The organism is Rhodoferax saidenbachensis (genome assembly GCF_031457975.1).
Classification (GTDB): domain Bacteria; phylum Pseudomonadota; class Gammaproteobacteria; order Burkholderiales; family Burkholderiaceae_C; genus Allorhodoferax; species Allorhodoferax saidenbachensis_A.
On sequence record NZ_JAVDXO010000009.1, the window covers coordinates 37,707 to 60,069 of the forward strand.

At 62.5% G+C, this 22,363-nt stretch carries 20 protein-coding genes; all 20 read left to right on the forward strand.

Annotated elements, in window-relative coordinates; translation table 11 throughout:
* The first annotated feature begins 7 nt into the window (after positions 1 to 7).
* The 20 genes from J2X15_RS16825 (at position 8) to J2X15_RS16920 (ending at position 22,357) form a co-directional block, all read left to right on the forward strand.
* Complete coding sequence (locus J2X15_RS16825; RefSeq protein ID WP_310344896.1) at positions 8 to 2,032, forward strand: acetyl/propionyl/methylcrotonyl-CoA carboxylase subunit alpha; 2,025 nt, start codon at positions 8 to 10, stop codon at positions 2,030 to 2,032.
* A gap of 28 nt (positions 2,033 to 2,060) precedes the next feature.
* Positions 2,061 to 2,981 carry a 2-hydroxyacid dehydrogenase gene (locus J2X15_RS16830; RefSeq protein WP_409034303.1) on the forward strand — a complete coding sequence of 307 codons (921 nt, stop codon included), beginning with the start codon at positions 2,061 to 2,063 and terminating at the stop codon, positions 2,979 to 2,981.
* A gap of 16 nt (positions 2,982 to 2,997) precedes the next feature.
* Entirely contained in the window at positions 2,998 to 3,909 is a 912-nt protein-coding gene (locus J2X15_RS16835) for a hydroxymethylglutaryl-CoA lyase (RefSeq protein WP_310344898.1), read from the forward strand.
* Positions 3,910 to 3,968: 59 nt separating this feature from the next.
* Positions 3,969 to 4,469 carry a YbaK/EbsC family protein gene (locus tag J2X15_RS16840; RefSeq protein WP_310345228.1) on the forward strand — a complete coding sequence of 167 codons (501 nt, stop codon included), beginning with the start codon at positions 3,969 to 3,971 and terminating at the stop codon, positions 4,467 to 4,469.
* Complete coding sequence (locus J2X15_RS16845; protein ID WP_310344900.1) at positions 4,466 to 4,708, forward strand: DUF1289 domain-containing protein; 243 nt, start codon at positions 4,466 to 4,468, stop codon at positions 4,706 to 4,708. Before J2X15_RS16840 ends, J2X15_RS16845 begins: the two co-directional genes overlap by 4 nt.
* Complete coding sequence (locus tag J2X15_RS16850) at positions 4,705 to 5,361, forward strand: 2-hydroxychromene-2-carboxylate isomerase (RefSeq protein WP_310344902.1); 657 nt, start codon at positions 4,705 to 4,707, stop codon at positions 5,359 to 5,361. Before J2X15_RS16845 ends, J2X15_RS16850 begins: the two co-directional genes overlap by 4 nt.
* Before the next feature lie 167 nt (positions 5,362 to 5,528).
* Entirely contained in the window at positions 5,529 to 7,289 is a 1,761-nt protein-coding gene (locus J2X15_RS16855; protein ID WP_310344903.1) for an MFS transporter, read from the forward strand.
* A gap of 95 nt (positions 7,290 to 7,384) precedes the next feature.
* Positions 7,385 to 7,546, forward strand: coding sequence for a hypothetical protein (locus J2X15_RS16860; protein ID WP_310344904.1), 162 nt, complete (start codon positions 7,385 to 7,387; stop codon positions 7,544 to 7,546).
* 67 nt (positions 7,547 to 7,613) lie between these two features.
* A complete protein-coding gene (locus tag J2X15_RS16865; protein ID WP_310344905.1) occupies positions 7,614 to 8,090 on the forward strand; it encodes a hypothetical protein in 477 nt (158 codons plus the stop codon).
* Positions 8,091 to 8,137: 47 nt separating this feature from the next.
* Positions 8,138 to 14,350 (forward strand): excinuclease ABC subunit UvrA, encoded by a 6,213-nt coding sequence (uvrA, locus tag J2X15_RS16870; protein WP_310344907.1) that lies wholly within the window; start codon positions 8,138 to 8,140, stop codon positions 14,348 to 14,350.
* A gap of 41 nt (positions 14,351 to 14,391) precedes the next feature.
* Complete coding sequence (locus tag J2X15_RS16875; protein ID WP_310344908.1) at positions 14,392 to 15,102, forward strand: hypothetical protein; 711 nt, start codon at positions 14,392 to 14,394, stop codon at positions 15,100 to 15,102.
* 136 nt (positions 15,103 to 15,238) lie between these two features.
* A complete protein-coding gene (locus tag J2X15_RS16880; RefSeq protein ID WP_310344909.1) occupies positions 15,239 to 15,913 on the forward strand; it encodes a hypothetical protein in 675 nt (224 codons plus the stop codon).
* A gap of 107 nt (positions 15,914 to 16,020) precedes the next feature.
* Positions 16,021 to 16,656: a DUF2239 family protein gene (locus J2X15_RS16885; protein WP_310344910.1), complete on the forward strand. Its 636-nt coding sequence runs from the start codon at positions 16,021 to 16,023 to the stop codon at positions 16,654 to 16,656.
* A gap of 104 nt (positions 16,657 to 16,760) precedes the next feature.
* Complete coding sequence (locus J2X15_RS16890) at positions 16,761 to 17,243, forward strand: Spy/CpxP family protein refolding chaperone (RefSeq protein WP_310344912.1); 483 nt, start codon at positions 16,761 to 16,763, stop codon at positions 17,241 to 17,243.
* 6 nt (positions 17,244 to 17,249) lie between these two features.
* Entirely contained in the window at positions 17,250 to 17,549 is a 300-nt protein-coding gene (locus tag J2X15_RS16895; protein ID WP_310344913.1) for a hypothetical protein, read from the forward strand.
* A 5-nt stretch (positions 17,550 to 17,554) separates the two neighbouring features.
* Positions 17,555 to 18,250 carry a response regulator transcription factor gene (locus J2X15_RS16900; RefSeq protein WP_310344915.1) on the forward strand — a complete coding sequence of 232 codons (696 nt, stop codon included), beginning with the start codon at positions 17,555 to 17,557 and terminating at the stop codon, positions 18,248 to 18,250.
* On the forward strand, positions 18,247 to 19,608 hold the full coding sequence (locus J2X15_RS16905; RefSeq protein WP_310344916.1) for a HAMP domain-containing sensor histidine kinase: 1,362 nt from the start codon (positions 18,247 to 18,249) through the stop codon (positions 19,606 to 19,608). The genes J2X15_RS16900 and J2X15_RS16905 overlap by 4 nt, the downstream gene beginning before the upstream one ends.
* Positions 19,609 to 19,611: 3 nt before the next feature.
* A complete protein-coding gene (locus tag J2X15_RS16910) occupies positions 19,612 to 20,325 on the forward strand; it encodes an alpha/beta fold hydrolase (protein WP_310344918.1) in 714 nt (237 codons plus the stop codon).
* A gap of 95 nt (positions 20,326 to 20,420) precedes the next feature.
* Entirely contained in the window at positions 20,421 to 20,966 is a 546-nt protein-coding gene (locus J2X15_RS16915) for a type I restriction endonuclease (RefSeq protein WP_310344920.1), read from the forward strand.
* Positions 20,963 to 22,357 (forward strand): KAP family P-loop NTPase fold protein, encoded by a 1,395-nt coding sequence (locus J2X15_RS16920; protein WP_310344922.1) that lies wholly within the window; start codon positions 20,963 to 20,965, stop codon positions 22,355 to 22,357. The genes J2X15_RS16915 and J2X15_RS16920 overlap by 4 nt, the downstream gene beginning before the upstream one ends.
* Positions 22,358 to 22,363 lie beyond the last annotated feature (6 nt).

Below are 22,363 nucleotides of genomic sequence, written 5' to 3' on the forward strand. Positions count from 1 at the left end.
AAACAACATGTTCACCAAAATCCTGATTGCCAACCGCGGTGAAATCGCATGCCGCGTGGCCGCCACGGCTGCGCGACTCGCCATCAAAACCGTCGCCGTGTATTCCGACGCGGACGCCAATGCCAAACATGTGGCCGCCTGCGATGAAGCCATCCACATCGGTGGCAGCGCGCCCAAGGACAGCTACCTGCGTTGGGAGAAGATCATTGCCGCGGCGCAGGCCACCGGTGCGCAGGCCATCCACCCAGGCTATGGCTTCTTGAGCGAGAACGAAGAGTTCGCCCAGGCCTGCGCCACGGCGGGGCTGGTGTTCATTGGCCCACCCGCGTCGGCCATCCTGGCCATGGGGCTCAAGGCCGAGTCCAAGCAGCTTATGGAAAAGGCTGGCGTGCCCCTGGTGCCCGGCTACCACGGCAAGGACCAGGACCCTGCGTTGCTGCAGCGCGAGGCGGACCGCATCGGCTACCCCGTGCTCATCAAGGCCAGCGCGGGCGGTGGCGGCAAGGGCATGCGCGCGGTGGACAAGGCGGAGGACTTTGCCGCAGCACTGGCCAGCTGCAAGCGCGAGGCCATCAACAGTTTTGGCGATGACGCGGTGCTGATCGAAAAGTATGTGCAGCGCCCGCGCCATATTGAGATCCAGGTGTTTGGCGACACGCTGGGCAACTACGTCTACCTGTTCGAGCGCGACTGCTCGGTGCAGCGCCGCCACCAGAAGGTGCTGGAAGAGGCGCCCGCGCCGGGTATGACCGAAGTCTTGCGCCAGCAGATGGGTGAGGCGGCGGTGGCCGCGGCCCGCGCCGTGCACTACGTGGGGGCCGGCACCGTCGAATTCATCGTCGAGCAAAAGCCCGATGGCGCCATGACCTTCTTCTTCATGGAGATGAATACGCGCCTGCAGGTGGAGCACCCGGTCACTGAGGCGATTACTGGGCAAGACCTGGTGGAGTGGCAACTACGCGTGGCGTCGGGCGAGCCGCTGCCGCTGCAGCAGCATGAGCTGAAGATCCAGGGCCACGCCATTGAGGCGCGCATTTGCGCCGAGAACCCCGACAACAACTTCCTGCCCGCCACCGGCACGCTGCACGTCTATGGCTTGCCCGCGCATGTGACCTTTGAGCGCGCCAGCCATGGCACACGCGTGGACTCCGGCGTGCGCCAGGGCGACACCATTAGCCCCTATTACGACTCCATGGTGGCCAAACTCATCGTGCACGGCAGCACGCGTGAGGAGGCGCTGGCGCGCATGGATGCCGCACTCGCACAAACGCATATCGTGGGGCTGGCCACCAATGTGCAGTTCCTGCGCCATGTGACCACCAGCGCGTCGTTTGCCCAAGCGAATCTGGATACCGCGCTGATTCCACGCGAGGCCGCGGCCCTGTTCAACCAGGACAAGCTGGGCCTGCCGCTGGCCGCCGCCGCCTTGGTGGCGCACACGCTGCAGGCCGAGCAGGACCAAGGCGCGCAAACCGATGCGACGGGCTGGTGCGACCCCTGGGCGCAGCGCGATGGCTGGCGTTCGCATGGTCCGTCGGTGCGCGGCTTTGCGCTGGAGTACGCCGGCGCACCCCACACCGCCGTGCTGACCACGGTGCGCGGCAACTACATGCTGGCCGTGGCGGGGCAGACCTTGCCGCTGCAGTGGGCCGTGAGCGCCACGGGCGCGCTGGACTTGCAGCTCGGTGCGCAGCGCGTCTTGGCCCATATCTATAGAAATGGCGATGTGGCCCACGTATTCACTGCGCAAGGCGCTATACAAATCGTAGCAGTTGACGCGCTGGCGCACGCTGGCGAAACCCATGCCGAGGGCGGCCGTCTGACCGCACCCATGCCAGGCAAGGTGGTGTCCTTTGCGGTGAAGGCGGGTGATGCGGTGACAAAGGGCCAGGCCCTGGCCGTGATGGAAGCCATGAAGATGGAGCACACCATTGCCGCGCCGGCCGATGGCACCGTGGCCGAGCTGCTATTTGCGCCTGGAGACCAAGTGACTGAAGGGGCCGAATTGCTGCGCCTGGAGGCGGTTGCCTGACTGCGGCGAAAATGGCCGCATGCCTTCTTTGAACGTTATTTACTACTCGGCCGATATGGATGCGGCCTCCTGGATTCCCGGCCTGCAGGCAGCCTTGCCGGGTGCCAACGTCAACCTGTGGGAACCCGGCGCTCCTGCCGCAGATTACGCCGTGGTGTGGAAGCCACCCCAGCAACTGCTGGACGAACAACCCGGCCTCAAAGCCATCTTCAACACCGGTGCGGGCGTCGATGCGCTGATGAAGCTGGACCTGCCCCAGGGCGTTCCGGTGATCCGGCTGGACGACGCTGGCATGTCGGTGCAGATGGCCGAGTACGTGTGCCACACGCTGATCCGCCACTTCCGCGAGTTCGATGGTTATGAGACCGATATGGACCACGGCAAGTGGTCCTTCCGCAAGCCCCGCAGCCGGTTGGATTACCCCGTGGGCGTGCTCGGCCTGGGTGTGCTGGGCGAGCGCGTGGCCCGGGCCGTGGCGCAGTTTGATTTTCCGGTGAACGGCTGGAGTCGCTCGCCCAAGGCCGTGCCCGGCATCCAGAGTTTTGCGGGCGAGGACCAACTGGACGCCTTTCTGGCCGCCAGCCGCGTGGTGGTGTGCCTGCTGCCACTCACACCCGACACCGAAAACCTGCTCAACGCCGAGCGCTTGGCAAAGATTTGTCCGGGGGGCTATGTCATCAATGTGGCGCGCGGTGCCCACGTGGTGGACGCCGACCTGATCGCTGCCATCGACAGCGGCCACCTGGCTGGCGCCACGTTGGACGTGTTCCGCGTGGAGCCCCTGCCCAAGGACCACGCGTTCTGGGCTCACCCCAAAATTACCCTGACCCCCCACACCTCCGCCCGCACGCTGCGCAGCGAGAGCATTGCCCAAATCGCCTTCAAGATCGGCGCGCTGCAGCGCGGCGAGGCGGTGGCGGGCCGCGTGGATGCTGCGCGCGGCTACTGAACCCAGGAGACACCCCATGGCCTACCCCTCCCAAGTCAAGATCATCGATGTAGGCCCGCGCGACGGCCTGCAGAACGAGAAGCAACCCGTGCCCGCCGCCATCAAGGTGGAGCTGGTGCACCGCCTGCAGGACGCGGGGCTCAAGGAAATTGAGGTCACCAGCTTCGTCAGCCCGAAGTGGGTGCCACAGATGGCGGACAACGCCGAGGTCATGGCGGGCATCCAGCGCAAGCCGGGTGTGCGTTACTCGGTGCTTACCCCGAATATGAAGGGCTACGAGGCGGCGGTGCGGTCCAAGCCCGACGAGATCGTGGTGTTTGGCGCAGCCAGCGAGGCCTTCAGCCAGAAGAACATCAACTGCTCGATTGAAGAAAGCATTGAACGCTTTCGCCCCGTGGCTGCTGCGGCCAAGGCGGCGGGCATTGCGGTGCGTGGCGCCATCTCGTGCGCCGTGGGCTGCCCGTACGAAGGCGAGATTGCGCCCGAGCGCGTGGCGCTGGTGGCGCGGCTCATGAAGGACATTGGCGTGGAGCATGTGGGCGTGGCCGACACGATTGGTGTGGGCACACCGGTGAAGGTGCAGCGCGCGCTGGACGCCGCGCTGCAGCACTACAGCGTGGACCAGGTGTCCGGCCACTTCCACGACACCTATGGCATGGCGCTGGCCAACACGCTGGTGAGTCTGGAGATGGGCATCTGGCATTTCGACACCTCGTCGGCCGGGCTGGGCGGCTGCCCCTATGCCAAGGGCGCCACGGGCAATGTGGCCACGGAGGATGTGGTCTACCTGCTGCACGGCATGGGCATTGAGACCGGCATTGACCTGGACAAGCTCATCGACGCGGGCAAGTTCATCAGTGACTTTCTGGTGCGCAAGCCGCATTCGCGTGCGGCCAATGCGCTGCTGACCAAGAGGGCTGAAGGATGAGCGCCGCCGGGCCGCCCCAAGGCGCGAGGGCCCCCTTGGGGGGCAGCGACCCACATGCAATGGGGGAGCGTGGGGGCCATGCGCTACCCGAAGGCGTGCAGCGCGTAGCCGCTGCGCTGCAAGAGAAAAACCACCCGCACAGCCCGGTGATGCTGGACGGCGCCGCGCGCACCGCGCAGCAGGCGGCCGACGCCCTCGGTATTGCGGTGGGCCAGATTGCCAAGAGCATCATCTTTCGGCGCCTGGCGGATGACGTGGCCGTGCTGGTTGTCACCTCGGGCGACCGGCGCGTGGACGAGGCCAAGGTGGCCGCGCTGGTGGGGCCGCTGGGTCGGGCCAACGCCGCGTTTGTCAAAGAGCGCACGGGGTTTTCGATAGGCGGCGTGAGCCCCATCGCCCATGCCACGCCCAGCGTGACGCTGATCGACCAGGACCTGTTCCGCTTTGACGAGGTGTGGGCCGCCGCCGGGCACCCGCATGGTGTGTTCAAGCTGGCACCGCAGGACTTGCTGACGCTGGCGAATGCGCCGGTGGCCGATGTGGTGGAGGTGCCAGCGTGAGTGCTATCAAAAGACTAGCTGCTCGCGCAGTGTCCATGCGGGCTGTGGCCGACAATGTGCCATCTCCGTGCAGCTCGGTGTGCCGCATGGGCCCCAGCACCGGTCTGTGTGAAGGCTGCTTTCGTTCGTTGGACGAGATCCGCGACTGGAGCACCAGCACCGACGCCACCAAGCAGCAGGTGTGGGCCGCCATTGCAAGGCGCATCGCCACTGCGTATCCGCAGGAGTTCCCCGCATGAAACAGATCACCTTCTACCTGGACCTCATCTCGCCCTATGCCTACCTGGCGTTCGAAGAGTTGCCGATGGAGCTGCTGGGCCTGAGCTACAGCGTGACCTACAAGCCCGTGTTTCTGGGCGGCCTGCTCAAGCACAACGGTGTGCTGGGCCCGGCCGAGGTACCGCCCAAGCGCGCCTGGATTTACCGCCACGTGCAATGGCTGGCCCACAGCAAGGGCGTGGTGCTGGACATGCCGGCGGTGCACCCCTTCAACCCGCTAGGCCTGTTGCGCCTGGCTGTGGCCACCGATGCGGCTGGCCTGCCCAACCGCTATGTCTGCGAGACCCTGTTCCACCACGTTTGGCGCGGCGGTGCCGATGCGGGCGATGCGCGGCGCCTGGCCGCCATCACGCAGTCGCTGGCACCCGTGCAAGACCCCGCCGGTCCGGAGGTGAAAGCCCAGCTCAAGGCCCATGCGGACGAGGCCATTGCGGCGCAGGTGTTTGGCGTGCCCTCGTTCGAAGTGGACGGCAAGGTGTTCTGGGGCGTGGACGCGTTGCCCATGCTGCGCGCCTATCTGGAAGGCGACGCCTGGTTCACCGATAGCGAAGCTGACACGCGTTGGGCTGGGGTGCACGCTGTGCCCTCGGGAATACCCTTGCGCTCCGCGTGAATTGCCGTGATGTGAAATGGTCCTACAGGGTTAGACCTTAATCTGTCAGACCCTAGTCAGTTTCGCGCAAGCCAGCGTTGGTTTCGCGTCAGAGCAGGGTCAGTGCCTACTCCAAGAATACGACAAGCCTTCATGTCGGGGGCTGTACAACGATTGGAGACACACACATGGCAACAACCGCCCCACGGCCGATGTCTGCGGAAGAGAAGAAAGTTATCTTCGCTTCCTCACTCGGCACCGTTTTTGAGTGGTACGACTTCTACCTCTACGGTTCTTTGGCAGCCATCATTGCCAAGCAGTTCTTCAGTGGTCTGGATGAAGGCTCTGCCTTCATTTTTGCGCTGTTGGCGTTTGCTGCCGGCTTCATCGTGCGCCCCTTCGGTGCCATTTTCTTCGGCCGCTTGGGCGACATGATTGGTCGCAAGTACACCTTCCTGGTGACCATCCTGATCATGGGCTTGTCCACCTTCATCGTGGGTATCTTGCCCAACTACGCCTCGATTGGCGTGGCCGCTCCCGTCATCCTGATTGCCCTGCGTCTGCTGCAGGGTCTGGCGCTTGGTGGTGAGTACGGCGGTGCTGCAACCTATGTGGCGGAACACGCACCCCACGGCAAACGTGGTGCCTACACCTCCTGGATCCAAACCACAGCGACCTTGGGCCTGTTCCTGTCGCTGATCGTGATTCTGGGTACCCGTACTGCGATGGGCGAAGAAGCCTTTGCCGACTGGGGCTGGCGCGTTCCGTTCATCGTGTCCATCCTGTTGTTGGGCGTGTCGGTCTACATTCGTTTGAGCATGAATGAGTCGCCTGCCTTCACCAAGATGAAGGCCGAAGGCAAGACCTCCAAGGCGCCCCTGTCCGAGTCCTTCGGCCAGTGGAAAAATCTGAAGATCGTGATCCTGGCGCTGATCGGTTTGACCGCTGGTCAGGCCGTGGTCTGGTACTCCGGCCAGTTCTATGCCTTGTTCTTCCTGACCCAGGCGTTGAAGGTGGACGGTCCTACGGCCAACATCTTTGTGGCGGTCTCCCTGATCATCGGCACACCGTTCTTTGTGATCTTCGGTTCCCTGTCTGACAAGATCGGCCGCAAGTGGATCATTTTGGGTGGCTGCGCATTGGCTGTGGTGACCTACTTCCCCGTGTTCACCGCGCTGACCAAAGCCGCCAACCCTGACCTGGCTGCTGCGCAAGCCGCTGCCAAGGTGACGGTGACTGCCGATCCTGCCGAGTGCTCCTTCCAGTTCAACCCCACAGGCACCAAGAAGTTCACATCGAGCTGCGACGTGGCCAAGCAACGCCTGGCCAGCGCCTCCGTGTCGTATGACAACGTGGTGGCCGCAGCCGGTACGCCTGCCGTGATCAAGGTCGGTGAGACTGTGGTGAACGTGAAGTACAGCCCCGAAGACATCGCCGCTGCCAAGGCCAAGGCCGAAGCAAAGCTGGCTGAAGTGTCTGCCGCCAACCCAGTTGACGAAAAGGCTGTGGCTGCTGCCAAGAAGTCGGTTGCCGACCTGGGCAACGAGAAGACGGCTGGTGCCACCCTGTTGGGTGCCAATCTGGGCGCTGCATTGAAGGCTGCTGGTTACCCCACCAAGGCAGATCCCACCAAGGTGGACAAGGTCATGGTGATTGCCCTCCTGACCTACCTGGTGATTTTGGTGACCATGGTGTACGGCCCTATTGCCGCCATGCTGGTGGAAATGTTCCCGACCCGCATCCGTTACACCTCCATGAGCCTGCCGTACCACATTGGTAATGGTTGGTTCGGTGGTCTGCTGCCTACCACTGCGTTCGCTATCGTGGCGCAGACCGGCAACATGTACAACGGCCTGTGGTACCCCATCATCATCGCTGGTGCAACCGTCGTCATTGGTGCCTTGTTCATCAAGGAAACCAAAGACGTGGACATCTACGCGAACGACTGATCTGTTCGATTGACATTGAGTTAACGCCCCGGCCACTCTGGTCGGGGCAATTTCCAAGCCCTCCTTGTGGGGGCTTTTTTTTTGAAAGAAATGGTATGTGGAAAATTGCAGTGGGTTTTGTGGTGTTTGCCGCAGTGGCCCTGTTCATCCTGAGCAAGGGTGGCGACATTGACATGAGTGGTGAGAAGCACGGCACCGAGGCCACACACAGCGAGGCTGCCTCTGCGCCTGCAGCCGCAGCCAGCGCAGCCAAGTAGGGTTTACCTGAGGGCACAAACGCCACATGTGGTCGCAAAAGCGGAATGCGGCCTCTAGAATGCCTGCATGAGATATGCAAAGACGGAGGCGGGGCAGCAGGCGTTCAAAGAGCGCTCGCCCCTGTTTTCTGCAAAACAGCGTTCCACCTTCATCCTGTTCGACGGCAACAAGACGCTGGAGCAGGTGCTGGCGGCCACTGCTGGCATGGGCGTGGTCGAAGCCGATGTGCAGCACATGGTGGAGCAGGGCTTTCTGGCGGAAGTCGCCCAGGCAGAACCCGCGCCTGCGGCCTCGGCCGAGATGATTCAAGACGCGGAAGATGCCGCAACGCCCCCCAGCAACCGCACCGCACAAGAGCGCTATAGCGATGCCAAGCCCATTGCCACCAAGCTCACCGCGGGCATGGGGTTGCGCGGCTTTCGTTTGAACCTGGCCGTAGAGTCCGCTGCGGGGTTTGACGACCTGCTGGTTTTGCTGCCCAAGATCCAGGAAGCCCTGGGCTCCAAAGCTTGCCGGGAATTGGAGCGCGCTCTTAAAGGGTAATCAGAGCTGCCTAGAATGTCTCTCCTCCTCCAGAAGAGCATTCACTTATGTCCCAGGGAACCATCCGCATACGCGGAGCGCGGCAGCACAACCTCAAGAACCTTGACCTGGACATTCGCACCGGCGAATTGACCGTGGTCACCGGGCCCAGCGGCTCGGGCAAGTCCAGCCTGGTGTTTGACACGCTGTACGCCGAAGGCCAGCGGCGTTACGTGGAGACCTTTAGCGCTTATGCGCGCCAGTTTCTGGACCGCATGGACAAGCCCGCCGTGGACAAGGTGGAAGGTGTACCACCCGCGATTGCCATCGATCAGACCAACCCCGTGCGCTCCAGCCGCTCCACCGTGGGCACCATGACGGAGCTCAACGACCACCTGAAGCTGCTGTTCTCCCGCGCGGGCAACCTGTTTGACAAGGACACCGCGCTGCCGGTGCAGCACGACACACCCGAGACGATTTATGCCGAGCTGGTGCGTCGGGCTGCGGAGGCGTCTGGCCCCCGTTTGGTATTGACCTTCCCGGTGGAGCTGCCCGCCAGCACCACGCAAGAGGAAGTGACCCAGTGGCTCAGCGCCAGTGGCTTCACGCGCGTGCAGGCGGAGCGCGAAGTGGGCACCGTCAGTGGCCCGCGCAAGGTGCTGGATGTGGTGGCCGATCGCTTTCGCATCGACAGTGTGGAGAAGGCCCGCGTGCTGGAAGCCATTGAAGTCGCTTTGAAGCGCGGTAGCGGTCGGTTGAATGTTTATGTATTGAATGAGGCTGCAGCCCCCGTAGACAGTGCGCAAACAGCTCCTGAAACTGTAGCAAGCGTAGCGCCCCTCTTGTGGCGCTTCTCCACCGGCCTGCACTGTCCGCAGAGTGACCTGCGCTACACGGACCCGATCGCGTCCATGTTCAGTTTCAATTCCGCCGTAGGCGCCTGTGAGGCCTGCCGCGGCTTTGGCCGCGTGGTGGGCGTGGACTACGGGCTGGTGATTCCCAACGACAAGCTGACCCTGCGCGCGGGCGCCGTCAAGCCCATGCAGACGCCCGCCTGGCAAGAATGCCAGGACGACCTGATGCGCCACGCCGAGGCTGCGGGCATCCCGCGTGATACACCTTGGTACAAATTAACCGAAGAGCAAAAAAACTGGGTCTACAAGGGCTCCCCCAACTGGAACGGCAAGTGGAACCAGCACTGGTTTGGCGTGGACCGATTTTTTGAATATCTGGAGAGCAAGGCTTACAAGATGCACATTCGCGTGCTCTTGTCCAAGTACCGCAGCTACACGCCCTGTGGCACCTGCGGCGGCGCACGGCTGAAGACCGAGAGTCTGTTGTGGCGCATTGGCACCAAGGCGCAGGCCGATGCGGTGTTGCCGCCTGCCAAACGCTTTATGCCCCAGGGTGTGAAGTGGACACGCGCGCAGCTGGAAGCCCTGCCGGGTCTGTGCCTGCACGACATGATGCTGATGTCGCTGGACAAGCTGAAGCGCTTTTTTGATTCGCTGCAAGTTCAACTGGATGCACCTGACTCCGTGTTGTCGGCGGCAGCAACGTCTGAGGCCGAACAGAAGACCCTCAAGCTGCTGTTCGAAGAGGTGGGCACGCGGCTCAAGTACCTGTGCGACGTCGGCATTGGCTACCTCACGCTGGACCGGCAGAGCCGCACGCTGTCGGGCGGGGAGGTGCAGCGCATCAACCTGACCACCGCGTTGGGCACTTCGCTGGTCAACACGCTGTTTGTGCTGGACGAGCCCAGCATTGGCCTACACCCGCGCGACATGAACCGCATCATCGTGGCCATGCAGCGCTTGCGCGATGCAGGCAACACGCTGGTGGTGGTGGAGCACGACCCGGCGGTGATGCTGGCTGCCGACCGCATGATCGACATGGGCCCTGGCCCGGGCGAGAAGGGCGGGCAGATTGTGTTTGACGGCACGACCGAGGCCCTGAAAGGCGCGGACACCATGACCGGCGCCTACCTGGGTGGCCGCAAGCAGGTGGGCATGGGCTTCAAGCGCATGGTGGCGCCCAACACGCCGCGCCTGGTGCTGGAAGGCGTGACCGAGCACAACCTGAAAAACGTGTCGGTAGAGATTCCGCTGCAGCGTTTGGTGTGCGTGACCGGCGTGTCCGGCTCCGGCAAGTCCACGCTCATTCAGGACGTGCTGGCGCCCGCGCTCTTACGCCACTTTGGCAAGGCCACCGAGACACCGGGCGCGCATGCACGCCTGCTGGGTGCCGAGCAATTGAGCGAAGTGGTGTTTGTGGACCAGTCACCCATCGGCAAGACCGCGCGTTCCAACCCCGTGAGTTATGTAGGCGCGTGGGACGCGATCCGCGAGCTGTTCGCGGGCGCTGCCCTGTCCAAGGAGCGCAGCTACACGGCCAGCAAGTTCAGCTTCAACAGCGGCGATGGCCGTTGCCCTACCTGCGGTGGTTCCGGCTTTGAGCATGTGGAGATGCAGTTCCTGAGCGACGTGTACCTGCGTTGCCCGGACTGTGATGGCAAACGCTACCGGCCCGAGATTCTGGAAGTGACGATTGAACGCAAGGGCCGCAATGTGAATGTGGCCGATGTGCTGGACCTGACGGTGAGCGAAGCGGCCGACCTGTTCAGCGCGGACCGCGATGTGATCCGCGTGTTGCAGCCCATTGTGGATGTGGGGCTGGAGTATGTGAAGCTGGGGCAGCCGGTGCCTACGCTGTCCGGCGGTGAGGCGCAGCGGCTCAAGCTGGCGGGCTTTCTGGCGGAAGCAGCCAAGAGCAGCAGCGCGAGCAAGCAGCTCATGGCCAAGCGCGGCTCGCTGTTCATGCTGGATGAGCCCACCACGGGGCTGCACTTTGATGACATTGCCAAGCTGATGCGCGCGTTGCGCAAGTTGCTGGATGCGGGCCATTCGCTGGTGGTGATTGAGCACAACCTGGATGTGATTCGGGCTTCCGACTGGCTGATTGACTTGGGGCCCGAGGGTGGGGATGCAGGTGGTGAGGTGGTAGCCTTTGGCACGCCGGAAGATCTGCTGTTGCATGCCACGTCGCACACGGGCAAGGCGCTGCGGGAATATGCGGCGGCGATGGGGGTGGTGCATGAGGTGGCGGAGTCCTCTGCGGTGTACTCGTCGCTCGCTGCTCCGGTAGGGGACGCGCCGGGCTCCTCATACGGGTACACGAAATCGTCGCCCAGCGCATCCCCAACCTCCGCGGACAATTCCATTCGCATCGTCAATGCCAAGGAACACAACCTCAAATCCTTGTCGGTGGACATTCCGCGTGGCAAGTTCAGTGTGGTGACGGGGGTTTCCGGTTCCGGCAAATCGACGTTAGCGTTTGACATTTTGTTCAACGAAGGCCAACGGCGCTATCTGGAGTCGCTCAACGCGTATGCGCGTTCCATCGTGCAGCCCGCGGGGCGGCCTGAGGTGGACGCGGTGTACGGCATTCCGCCAACGGTGGCGATTGAGCAGCGGCTCTCGCGTGGGGGGCGCAAGAGTACGGTGGGTACGACTACCGAGGTCTGGCACTTCCTGCGCCTGCTGTACGTGAAGTTAGGCACGCAGCATTGCTACAAGGATGGCGCGGCGGTGGAGCCGCAGTCGGCGGACAGCATTGCGGCGCAGTTGCTCAAGAACTACCGCGGCCAACACATTGGCCTTCTGGCCCCGCTGGTGCAAGGCCGCAAGGGCGTGTACACCGAGCTGGCCGACTGGGCGCGGCCGCGTGGCTATACCCACCTGCGGGTGGATGGCAACTTTCTTCCCACCACCAGCTTCCCGCGCATTGACCGCTTCAAGGAGCACAACATCGAGCTGCCGGTGGCCAGCCTCGATGTCACGCCATCCAACGAACCCGCGCTGCGCCAGGCGTTGGCCGATGCGCTCACGCATGGCAAGGGTGTGGTCTATGTTTTGAGCGAGATAGATGGTCTACGCGAAGCCATGGTCACTGGCTCGCCAGCAGCGGGTATTGGCAAGGTGCAGGTGTTCTCCACCAAGCGCGCTTGTCCCGTGTGCTCCACCTCGTATGCCGAGCTGGACCCGCGCCTGTTCTCCTACAACAGCAAGCACGGCTGGTGCCCGGACTGCGTGGGTACCGGCGTGGCGCTGACCAAGGAACAGCGCAAGGTGTTTGACGATTCGGTGAAGGACGACAACAAGGGCCGCGAGCAGACCTTTGCCGAGGCTGACATTGAAGACCTGCACGACGCGACCTGCCCCACTTGCAGCGGTACGCGCCTGAACGCCAAGGCGCGTAACGTGAAGTTTGCCAATGTGGGCATTACCGACATTGCGCGCCTGAGCGTGACCGATGTGCGCAAGTGGGTGCAGACGCTGCAGGTGGCCGGCGGCATGACCACGCGCGAAGGCGACATCGCACGCGATCTGGTGCCCGAAATCAAGAGCCGGCTGGAGTTTCTGGAAGAGGTGGGTCTGGGCTATCTCACGCTGGACCGCGGTGCGCCTACGCTCAGTGGTGGCGAGGCGCAGCGCATCCGCCTGGCCGCACAGCTGGGTAGCAATCTGCAGGGCGTCTGCTATGTGCTGGACGAGCCCACCATTGGTCTGCATGCGCGAGACAACAAGATTTTGCTGGGCGCTTTGCAGAGCTTAAGCGACAAGGGCAACACGCTGGTGGTGGTGGAGCATGACGAGGACACGATTCGCCATGCGGACCACATCATCGACATTGGCCCCAGCGCGGGCAAGCGGGGTGGGCGGTTGGTGGCGCAGGGGTCGATTGAGGACGTGCAGAACGCTCCCGAGTCGCAGACGGGGCGCTATCTTTTGCATGCGATGAAGCACCCTCTGGCTGTTCGCAGGGGTATGGTTAGCCATGCGGAGACGTTGGTGCTCGACGCGGCGGAAGCCGTTTCGCCGGGTTCCTCATACGGGACCACGAAATCGTCACCCGGCGATACGACTCCCGCCGCGGGTGTTGGCGCCAAGCCGGGTAAGAAACTCAGTGCGAAAGCCGCAAAGGCCGCGGTCGCTGCAGCACAAGTGAGCGCCAGCGAGACGGCAAACATCGAATTGGCAGAGCGAACGAAAGTAGCCGCCGAATACGCTGCGCTGGCCGACCGTCGCACCGCCCAAATGTCCGTCGCTGCAGCGGGTAGCCCCGGGGTGGGTGACGATTTGGCAGTTGCGCAGCGAGTGTATGAGGAGCCCGCCCCGGGGCTGCCCGCTGCGGGCACAGTACCCACGCACAAACCAAAAATCGACTGGCTAACCGTCAAAGGAGCCAATCTGCACAACCTGCAAACCGTCACCGCCCACGTGCCCCTGAAGCGCCTGGTCGCCATCACTGGCGTCAGTGGTTCCGGCAAATCCACTTTGGCGCGCGACGTGTTGCTGGCCAACGTGCAGGTGGCCGTGCAAAAACGCAGCACCAAGGCTGGCCGTGATGCGCTGGACGCGGGCGAGAAAATCCAGTGGACCGGTTGCGAAGGTGTGGAAGGTTTTGAGACCGTGGATCGCGTGCTCGAAGTGGACCAAACCCCCATCGGCAAAACCCCGCGCAGCTGCCCTGCCACCTACATCGGTTTCTGGGACACCATCCGCAAACTCTTTGCCGACACGCTGGAAGCCAAGGCGCGCGGGTATGCGTCCAACCGGTTCAGCTTCAACACCGGCGAAGGCCGCTGCCCATCGTGCGAAGGGCAGGGCATACGCACCATCGGCATGAGCTTTTTGCCCGATGTGAAAGTGCTGTGCGAGACCTGCAAGGGCGCACGCTTCAACCCCGAAACCTTGGCCGTGACCTGGCGCGGCAAGAACATTGGCGATGTGCTGCAGATGGAAGTGGACGAGGCAGTGGATTTCTTCGCTGCCATGCCCGTGATTGCGCATCCGTTGCAGCTGCTGAAGGACGTGGGCCTGGGCTACCTCACGCTGGGCCAGCCGTCCCCCACCTTGAGCGGTGGTGAGGCGCAACGCATCAAGCTGGTGACCGAGCTCAGCAAGGTGCGCGACGACGTGGGTAAGCGCGGCAACAAGGCGCCGCACACGCTGTATGTGCTGGACGAGCCCACCGTGGGTCTGCACATGGCCGATGTGGAAAAACTTATCCACGTGCTGCACCGCCTGGTCAACGGCGGCCACAGCGTGGTGGTGATTGAGCACGACCTGGACGTGATTGCCGAAGCGGATTGGGTGATTGACCTGGGGCCGGACGGCGGCAATGGTGGTGGCCGTGTGGTAGCCGCCACAACGCCCGAAGCCGTGGTGCAGCTTGGCACCCACACGGGCAAGGCGCTGGAGGCGGTGTTGGCGCGATGAAAGGCGTGCGTTAACTTCTTTTGAAACTAAGAACCGTTGGCTTGATCGGAATTGTGCTGGCAAGTGTGCTGTTTTCGGCGGCTTGCTCAAAGGGTGGCAAGGACTCGCCACCCGCAGCGGTTTCGCAGGGTGTTGAAGAAGTGCGGCCCAAGGAATGCATGGATGGCCCTGAGCTGAGCGCTTTCGGAACACGCTTCGCGCGAGAGGATGTATGGGCCAAATTGCCTGAGACCAAGACGCTAGGCGAAACCTTTGGTGATTATGCTTTGCAAGCAGTCGAGGTCACCGAGTTCGGCGTGATCGGCAGTTTGGGATGGCATGAAGGTCCCAATGTTTGTGTTCAACATCGCGATGGCGAATTGTGGGCACAAGTGCTTGGCGCAGGCGATGCCAAATGGGAAGGGCCTTTCATTGCGGTTGACGCGAAAGGCGGTTTCGAGAGAGCGTATTTCAACCGCATCTTTGGGAAGGCCTGCTACCAGACTGTAGAGGGCGAAGATTGGTGCTTTGGGGATGGATCAATCCAGATAGGGGGACGGGCGCTCAAGACAGCGGTACTGCTGGACACAAGTGAAATGCCTGAATACGGGATTCCTGTCACTGTTGAAGGAGAACCTGCTGGATTCTGGATGTTCGTCCGTGTGCAAGAGCAATGGCATGTTTTCAAGGACGAAGTGGTGACTCAGGAAGGGCATGTTGACATAGATCCCGCCCAATTCCCTCCGTGGCGTGTGCTGAGGCTGAAGCATTGAAACCACGTCACGGGTAGAGCTCGCCCAGCTTGAATCAGGTCGGTGGCTTACCGCCAGGCAACATTTGCTTACCTTCGTTCGTCATCGTTGTTTGCAAGGTAGGCGTTGTAGAAAGGTTTCTTGAAAGGAATCCCATATGAAAAACATTCTTCGCGCACCGCGCATGTTGACTACCCTGTGCATGGGGCTTGGCTTGGCCGCAGCGGCCCTTGCCCAGACGGCCCCCACGCCGCCTGCCCCTACCGCACCGATTGCGACAGCGCCTCGTCCTGCCTCCGACAAACTCGTGGGGGACTACACCGTCTGGGCGGGATCGCGGCCAAACGCCGAAGCCCTGGTGCTGGGACTGCGCAATGGTTCCTCGGTCACGTTGGGGGCTGCAGCGTCCGGGACAACCTTCACACCCAGTACCACCACCAAGCTGGGCACCGGCGAAGTCAACATCGCTCTGTCATTGGCCAAGACGTCCCTGGCCCAGCAAGGCATCACCCAGCCCACGCCTGCCCAGATTGCTGCTGCGCTTAATGGCGGTACTGTGACCACCGCCAAGGGAACCCAGACCTTGCCCGGTGTGCTGGCACAGCGCCAAAGCGGCATGGGCTGGGGCCAGATTGCCCATGCCATGGGCGTGAAGTTGGGCTCGGTGGTCAGCGCCTCCAAGTCCGGCAAAGGTACCACGGGTACGCAGTATGCCAAGGCCAAGCTGCACGACAAGGCGGGATCAGCAGGTACCCATGGCAAGGGCGAGCATGGCGGCGGCGGTTCCTCCGGTGGCGGGGGGGGCGGTGGTGGAGGCGGGGGCAAGAAGTAAGCGCCCGGAAGCCCTGTCCACACCCCGCATAAGCCCGGCATCGTCCGGGCTTATGTTTTTAATTTACCCGGATATAATTTGCCCATCAATTAAATCCGGGTAAATTTATGGCATGGTTAGAAACACCGTCTACGGCATTTGAGGGCGGCCGCTGCATCGCCGGTGGCTCGCTGAGAGAAGTGGCCTTGGCCACCAAGCCGGTGGTAGACCGCTGGGCCAGCAGCATCAGCCCGCCGCCTATCCTGGTCTTTGAGGACGCGAGCAGCGAGGTGATCGAGTTGGACTGGCGCGGCACGTTGGCCGACTTTGAGGCGCGGCTCAACGCACTGAACCCAGTCATGACGCAGGCCATGCCGCCTATTCCCGTGGAAGAGCCGCCGGTGGTGGTCGATGCGCCACGTGGCCCGGGCCGGCCCAAGCTGGGCGTGTCGGCCCGTGAGGTCACGCTGTTGCCGCGCCATTGGGAATGGTTGGCACGCCAGCCCGGCGGCGCCTCGGTGGCGCTGCGCAAGTTGGTGGAAACCGCACGCCTGGCCTCCGAAACCAAAGACCGCGTGCGCCACTGCAGCGCTGTGACCTACAAATTCATGTCCACCATGGCCGGGCATGAGCCAGGCTTTGAAGAGGCCAGCCGCGTGCTGTTTGCCGGTGACTCCGTCGGCTTTGCGGCACGTGTGGCGTCCTGGCCTGCGGACGTTCAGGCGCATCTACTCAAAATATCAACCCACGCCTTTGCCGCGTGACATAAACCGAAACAAACCGAAACTGCCCCGACACCCTGTATCAGGCCTGCGCCGGCACCATTGCAGTCATGTTCAACACATCCTTCGGGATTCGAAAGGTCAACATGAGCCACTTCTTCCGCCGCAACCTCAAACGTACCCTCATCGGCGCCCTGGGCGTCACCTTGCTGGTGGGCGGCCTCTCCGCCTGCGGCCACCGCCCGCACGACTACGGCAGCAACATGAGCGCTGAGCAATACGCGCAGAAGCGCGACAAGATGGTCGACAAAGCCGCCAGCAAGCTGGACCTGAACGAAGACCAGAAGAAACGCCTGGCCACGCTGGGTGACAAGCTGTTTGAGCAGCGCACCGCGCTGATCGGCCAGACCAAAGACCCACGCGCCGAGATGAAGGCCCTGGTGGCAGGCGACAAGTTTGACGCTGCCCGTGCCCAGGCCCTGATCAATGACAAGACCACCGCCGTGCAGGCCAAGAGCCCCGAGGTGATTGCCGCATTGGCCGATTTCTACAACAGCCTGAACCCTGCCCAGCAGCAAAAGGTGCGCGACTATATGGATGGTCGCGGTCACTGGTTCAACCGCGGATAAACCACCATGCCCACCACCACGCTGAGCGCTTTGACCGCCCCCCTGCGGGCCTATGGCGCGGTGCTATTCGAGGGATACGAGGAGCCCCACGCCGAAGTGATGGCGTTGGTGTGGGGCCCGCGGTTTGACCGCGAGCACGCCCATACCCTGCTGGAGCGTCGCCCCGGCTATGTGCCGCAGGTTTTGCACACGGTGCAAAGTGCGGCCGACCAGTTTGACCAGTTGGCGGCGGAGGAGCAGCGGCGCGTGCGCCAGCTCATCCTGCGCCACCGCAGCCGGTGGGACAATGCGCAGGCCACCCAATAACGCCTATGCACCGCATCCTGCTGATTGACGACGACACCCAACTGGGCCCGCCCCTGGCGGCCTACTTTGCGCGCTTTGACATGGTGCTGGAATGCGCCCTCAAGCCCAGCGAAGGCCTGGCCCGGCTGGCGCAGGGTGGGGTGGACGCCGCCATCCTCGACGTGATGCTGCCCGAGATGGATGGCTTCTCGCTGTGCCGCGCCATCCGCAAGGACAGCGACATTCCCATCATCATGCTCACCGCGCGTGGCGAGGTGATGGACCGCGTGGTGGGTCTGGAGCTGGGCGCGGACGACTACGTACCCAAGCCCTTCGAGCCGCGCGAGCTGGTGGCCCGCGTGCAAACTGTGTTGCGTCGGCGCCTGCCCGCAGCGGCCAAGCCCGCGGCGGCGGACGCCAACACTTTCGTCTTCAACGGCCTGGTGGTCAACGGCACCACGCGCACCGTGCAGCGCCAGGGCGAGGCGGTGGACCTCACCAGCACCGAGTTTGATTTTCTGTACATGCTGGCGCGTGAGCCCGGCAAGGTGTTCAGCCGCGACGACATCCTGAACCAGCTGCGCGGCCATGAGGCCGAGCTCTACACCCGCGCGGTCGACATTGTGGTGAGCCGCCTGCGCAAGAAGCTGGAGCCGCTGGACTGCATTAAGACCCTGCGCAACGCGGGCTACACGCTGGCCCTGGCGGGCGCGGCCCCATGAGGCTTCATGGTTTCAAGGCGTGCATGCGTGCCAGCCGCCGCGCCAAAAAGGCGCTAGCCCATTCGCTGCGCGTGCGCTTGGTCGCCATGTTTGTGCTGCTGGCCATGGCCATGGCCGCGTGCTTTCTGTTCGGCATGCAGTCGGCCCTGTCCGTGGGCTGGCGCGACGCGGCCAAGCCCCTGGTGGCCGACTACATCGACAAGCTGGCCGCCGACATCGGCAGCCCGCCCAGCATCGAACGCGCCCAGGCGCTGACGCAGCGCCTGCCGCTCAGCGTGCGCATCAGCGGCCCCCAAACCAACTGGCGCAGCCACCCGCAAGACCCCGACTACGGCCACGGCTGGATGGACGACAAACGCAACAAGACCGACGAGCTGCGTTTTTACGAACGCACCACGGCCGACGGCCACCGCATCCAGTTTGGTGTGAGCGTGCAGGCCTGGCACGACCGGCCGCGCTTCATTGGCTGGGCCACGCTGGCCATTTTGCTGAGCCTTACCGCACTGGCCTATGTGCGCGTGCGCCGCATGTTGCGCCCGCTGGACGACATCCGCGCCGGCGCCCTGCGCTTTGGCCAGGGCGATTTTTCTCAGAAGATTGTGGTGCGCCACTTTCACCACCCCGACGAGCTGGGCGAGCTGGCCCACACCATCAACACCATGGGCTCAGACATCCACCAGATGCTGGAGGCCAAACGCACGCTGCTGCTGGCCATCAGCCACGAGCTTCGCAGCCCGCTAACCCGCGCCCGCCTGAACACCGAGCTGCTGCCCGAGACCGCCGAGGTGCAGCCCAGCCGCGAAGCCCTGCTGCGCGATCTGGCGCTGATGCGCGACCTGGTGACCGACCTGCTGGAAAGCGAACGCCTGGCCAACCCCCACGCGGCCCTGTACCGCGAGCCGGTGAATCTGGCCGCCCTGGTGCACGACGTGGTGTGCGAACTGCAGGCCTCACATGCTGCCGCGCCCCACATCACCGTGGATGTGCAAGCCGCCTTGCCCCCCATGGCGTTGGACCCCACACGCATCCGCCTGCTGGTGCGCAACCTGCTGGACAACGCACTGCGCCACAGCGCGGGCGAGCACGCTGCACCCCAGATCAGCGTGCAGCGCCAACCCGACGGTTGCATCGCCATCACCGTGCGCGACTTTGGGCCCGGCGTGGCCGAGGCGCAACTGCCCAACCTGGGCCAACCGTTTTACCGGCCTGACGCGGCCCGCACCCGCGAGGGCGGTGGCGTGGGGCTGGGCCTGTACCTGTGCCGCCTGGTGGCGCAGGCGCATGGCGGAACCTTTGCCGTGCGCAACGCGCAGCCGGGGCTGGAAGTGCAGGTGGTCTTGCCAGACGCTACAGTCTGAGGCATGACCGATACCACCCTGGTTCTTCTTCCCGGCCTGATGTGTGACGTGGCAGTGTGGGCACCGCAGGTGCAGGCGCTGTCATCCCACGCCACTTGCCATGTGCCCCACTGGGGTCCGTTGGACTCGCTCACCGCCATGGCCGAGCACGTGCTGGCCACGGCACCCGCGCGCACCTTTGCCCTGGCCGGCCACAGCATGGGTGGGCGCGTGGCGCTGGAGGTGATGCGCATGGCACCCCAGCGCGTGGAGCGCCTCGCCCTGCTGGACACCGGTACGCCTGCGCTGGCCGCTGGCGCAGCCGGGGCCAAGGAAAAGGCTGGCCGCATGGAGTTGCTGGCATTGGCGCAGAGCAGCGGCATGCGCACCATGGGCGCGCAGTGGGCCAGCGGCATGGTGCACCCCAGCGTGCTGGGTACCGCCTTGTTTGAACAGATTCTGGACATGCTGGAACGCAGCAGTCCCGCCCAGTTTGCCGCCCAGATCCACGCGCTGCTGAACCGGCCCGACGCAGGACCCGTGTTGCCCACCATCACCTGCCCCACGCTGGTCCTCACCGGCCGCGAAGACCTGTGGAGCCCACCCGCCCAGCACGAGGCCATGGCCCAAGCGATTGCCGGTGCGCAGTTAGGCATCGTGGAGCAGTGCGGCCACATGAGCACCATGGAGCAACCGGAGGCGGTGAATGCGGCGTTTGTGGCGTGGCTGGCAAGTTAGGGCGCTATCAAAAGAGAAGCTGCTAGCGCAATGAATACGGGGGATAGGGCCTGTTTTTGTTTGTAACATAGAATGCAAACACGGGAGGACAGGGCATGACGCCAGAGCTAAAAGCCAGAGTCAGCATCGACGCGCTGCTTGTCGCAGCCGGTTGGCACGTCTGCAATGTGTCTGACGCCAACATCCACGCGTCCGTAGGCGTGGCCATCCGCGAATTCCCCCTCAACTCCGGCTTTGGTTTTGCCGACTACCTGCTCTACGTGAATGGCAAGGCCTGCGGGGTCATCGAAGCCAAGAAAGAGGGCGCCACGCTCACTGGCGTAGAGCTGCAAAGCGGCCGCTACGCCCAGGGCCTCCCCACCACCTTGCCCGCCTGGCGCCGCCCGCTGCCCTTTGTATGGGAGAGCACCGGCATAGAAACCCACTTCACCAACGGCCTGGACCCCGAGCCGCGCGCCCGCAGCGTATTTGCCTTCTTCCGCCCCGAGCTGCTGGTGCAGTGGTTGACCTATTTGCCGGCACCGGTAGGTTCCACCACGGAACAAGAAACCGCAGGCAACCTCCAGCACGGGCAGTCGCTGCGGCAGGCTACGCTTGCCAAAGCTTTTTCCTCCAAAAGTAATCTCGGAGTTTCTCTATGAAATACAGATTGCTCGAACTTGATGTTCCATCTGACAACCCGTTTCAGCACGACGCACTGGAACGAAAACCGCTCGTTGAATTCCTGGCCAGCCTGATTGGTAGGCTTGAAGGGCCGTTTGTTCTTGCGCTGGATTCCCCTTGGGGCACAGGTAAAACAACCATTATCAGAATGCTACAAGCTAAGTTGGTGATGGATCAATTCCAATGCGTCTACTTCAACGCGTGGAAGGTTGACTATGTGACAGATCCATTGGTGGCGCTGGTTTCTGCGCTCGATGACATTCACCTGACTGATGATGGCGCTGAGTCAGTATTCCGTGGGCACCTTAAGACGGCCAAAAAAATTACCTCCGCAGTTGCCAAGCGTGCTGTCGTCGCTGGCGTAAAAGCTGCGACTTTGGGAATTCTGGATATTGAAGAGGATTTGGAAAAGATGGCTGCCGATGCGGTAGGCGAGGTGGCGGGGAACTTGGTGGACGTTTTTCAAAAGGAAAAGCAGGCACTTGAAAAATTTCGAGTTGAAGTTGAGAAGGCCATCAAACAGTTGAAGGCGGCTGGAAAAAAGGAAACTCTCGTCTTCTTCATAGATGAGTTGGATCGCTGCCGTCCCACTTTCGCCATTGAGATGCTTGAACGCATCAAGCATCTTTTTGATGTTCTCAATATCGTTTTTGTGCTGTCAGTGGACAAGTCTCAGCTTGAGGCAAGTACGGCAGCTGTGTATGGCGAGAAGATCAATGCACCAGAGTATTTGCGGCGGTTCATTGATATTGAATACGCCCTACCTTTGGCCAGAGGAAAGAAATTCACGGAAGCATTGTTCGCGCGTTTCAACTTGGACGAGATCTTTGCGAAGCGAACACACGAGCAATTGCGATACGACCGGCAGCACTTCATTGAATTCTTTTCGTTGCTGGCTGATGCGACGCATCTATCGCTGAGAGCCCGTGAGAGGTGCTTGACTAGGCTCGTCGTCGCAATGGAGCAGACACCTGAGAACACCTTCCTATTCCCACCACTTGTCGCCTTGTTAGTAGTGCTGCGTATGGCTAAGCCTGATTTGTTTGGCGCGCTAAGGAGTGGGATAGCTTCTGCAGCGGACGTGATGGTTTACCTGAACAAGTTGCCTAGTGGGCCTGAGATTGTTGCTGATAGGTCTGGCGTAATCTTGGAAATTGGATTGCTACTAGCAGATGAAAACCAGGAGAGAAAGCAGCGAGTTCTTACTGACTTGAAAAAAACTGCGGAGGACGAAAAAACAAAGCAAGTGTCCGGCCGAGCGACGGAATTGTTGTCGATGACGAGGTATTTTCAAAACTTCCATTCAGATGGACCGCGCCTTGGCTACCTTTTGGACAAAATTGATCTGACTTCTGGTTTGAAGAGCTGAATTCTT

What these genes read in the sequence shown, in the direction of transcription:
- J2X15_RS16825 (WP_310344896.1), top strand. Translation starts at nt 8, where the DNA reads ATGTTCACCAAAATCCTGATTGCCAACCGCGGTGAAATCGCATGCCGC.
- J2X15_RS16835 (WP_310344898.1), top strand. Translation starts at nt 2,998, where the DNA reads ATGGCCTACCCCTCCCAAGTCAAGATCATCGATGTAGGCCCGCGCGAC.
- J2X15_RS16840 (WP_310345228.1), top strand. Translation starts at nt 3,969, where the DNA reads ATGGGGGAGCGTGGGGGCCATGCGCTACCCGAAGGCGTGCAGCGCGTA.
- J2X15_RS16850 (WP_310344902.1), top strand. Translation starts at nt 4,705, where the DNA reads ATGAAACAGATCACCTTCTACCTGGACCTCATCTCGCCCTATGCCTAC.
- J2X15_RS16855 (WP_310344903.1), top strand. Translation starts at nt 5,529, where the DNA reads ATGGCAACAACCGCCCCACGGCCGATGTCTGCGGAAGAGAAGAAAGTT.
- J2X15_RS16860 (WP_310344904.1), top strand. Translation starts at nt 7,385, where the DNA reads ATGTGGAAAATTGCAGTGGGTTTTGTGGTGTTTGCCGCAGTGGCCCTG.
- J2X15_RS16865 (WP_310344905.1), top strand. Translation starts at nt 7,614, where the DNA reads ATGAGATATGCAAAGACGGAGGCGGGGCAGCAGGCGTTCAAAGAGCGC.
- uvrA (WP_310344907.1), top strand. Translation starts at nt 8,138, where the DNA reads ATGTCCCAGGGAACCATCCGCATACGCGGAGCGCGGCAGCACAACCTC.
- J2X15_RS16880 (WP_310344909.1), top strand. Translation starts at nt 15,239, where the DNA reads ATGAAAAACATTCTTCGCGCACCGCGCATGTTGACTACCCTGTGCATG.
- J2X15_RS16885 (WP_310344910.1), top strand. Translation starts at nt 16,021, where the DNA reads ATGGCATGGTTAGAAACACCGTCTACGGCATTTGAGGGCGGCCGCTGC.
- J2X15_RS16890 (WP_310344912.1), top strand. Translation starts at nt 16,761, where the DNA reads ATGAGCCACTTCTTCCGCCGCAACCTCAAACGTACCCTCATCGGCGCC.
- J2X15_RS16895 (WP_310344913.1), top strand. Translation starts at nt 17,250, where the DNA reads ATGCCCACCACCACGCTGAGCGCTTTGACCGCCCCCCTGCGGGCCTAT.
- J2X15_RS16900 (WP_310344915.1), top strand. Translation starts at nt 17,555, where the DNA reads ATGCACCGCATCCTGCTGATTGACGACGACACCCAACTGGGCCCGCCC.
- J2X15_RS16905 (WP_310344916.1), top strand. Translation starts at nt 18,247, where the DNA reads ATGAGGCTTCATGGTTTCAAGGCGTGCATGCGTGCCAGCCGCCGCGCC.
- J2X15_RS16910 (WP_310344918.1), top strand. Translation starts at nt 19,612, where the DNA reads ATGACCGATACCACCCTGGTTCTTCTTCCCGGCCTGATGTGTGACGTG.
- J2X15_RS16915 (WP_310344920.1), top strand. Translation starts at nt 20,421, where the DNA reads ATGACGCCAGAGCTAAAAGCCAGAGTCAGCATCGACGCGCTGCTTGTC.
- J2X15_RS16920 (WP_310344922.1), top strand. Translation starts at nt 20,963, where the DNA reads ATGAAATACAGATTGCTCGAACTTGATGTTCCATCTGACAACCCGTTT.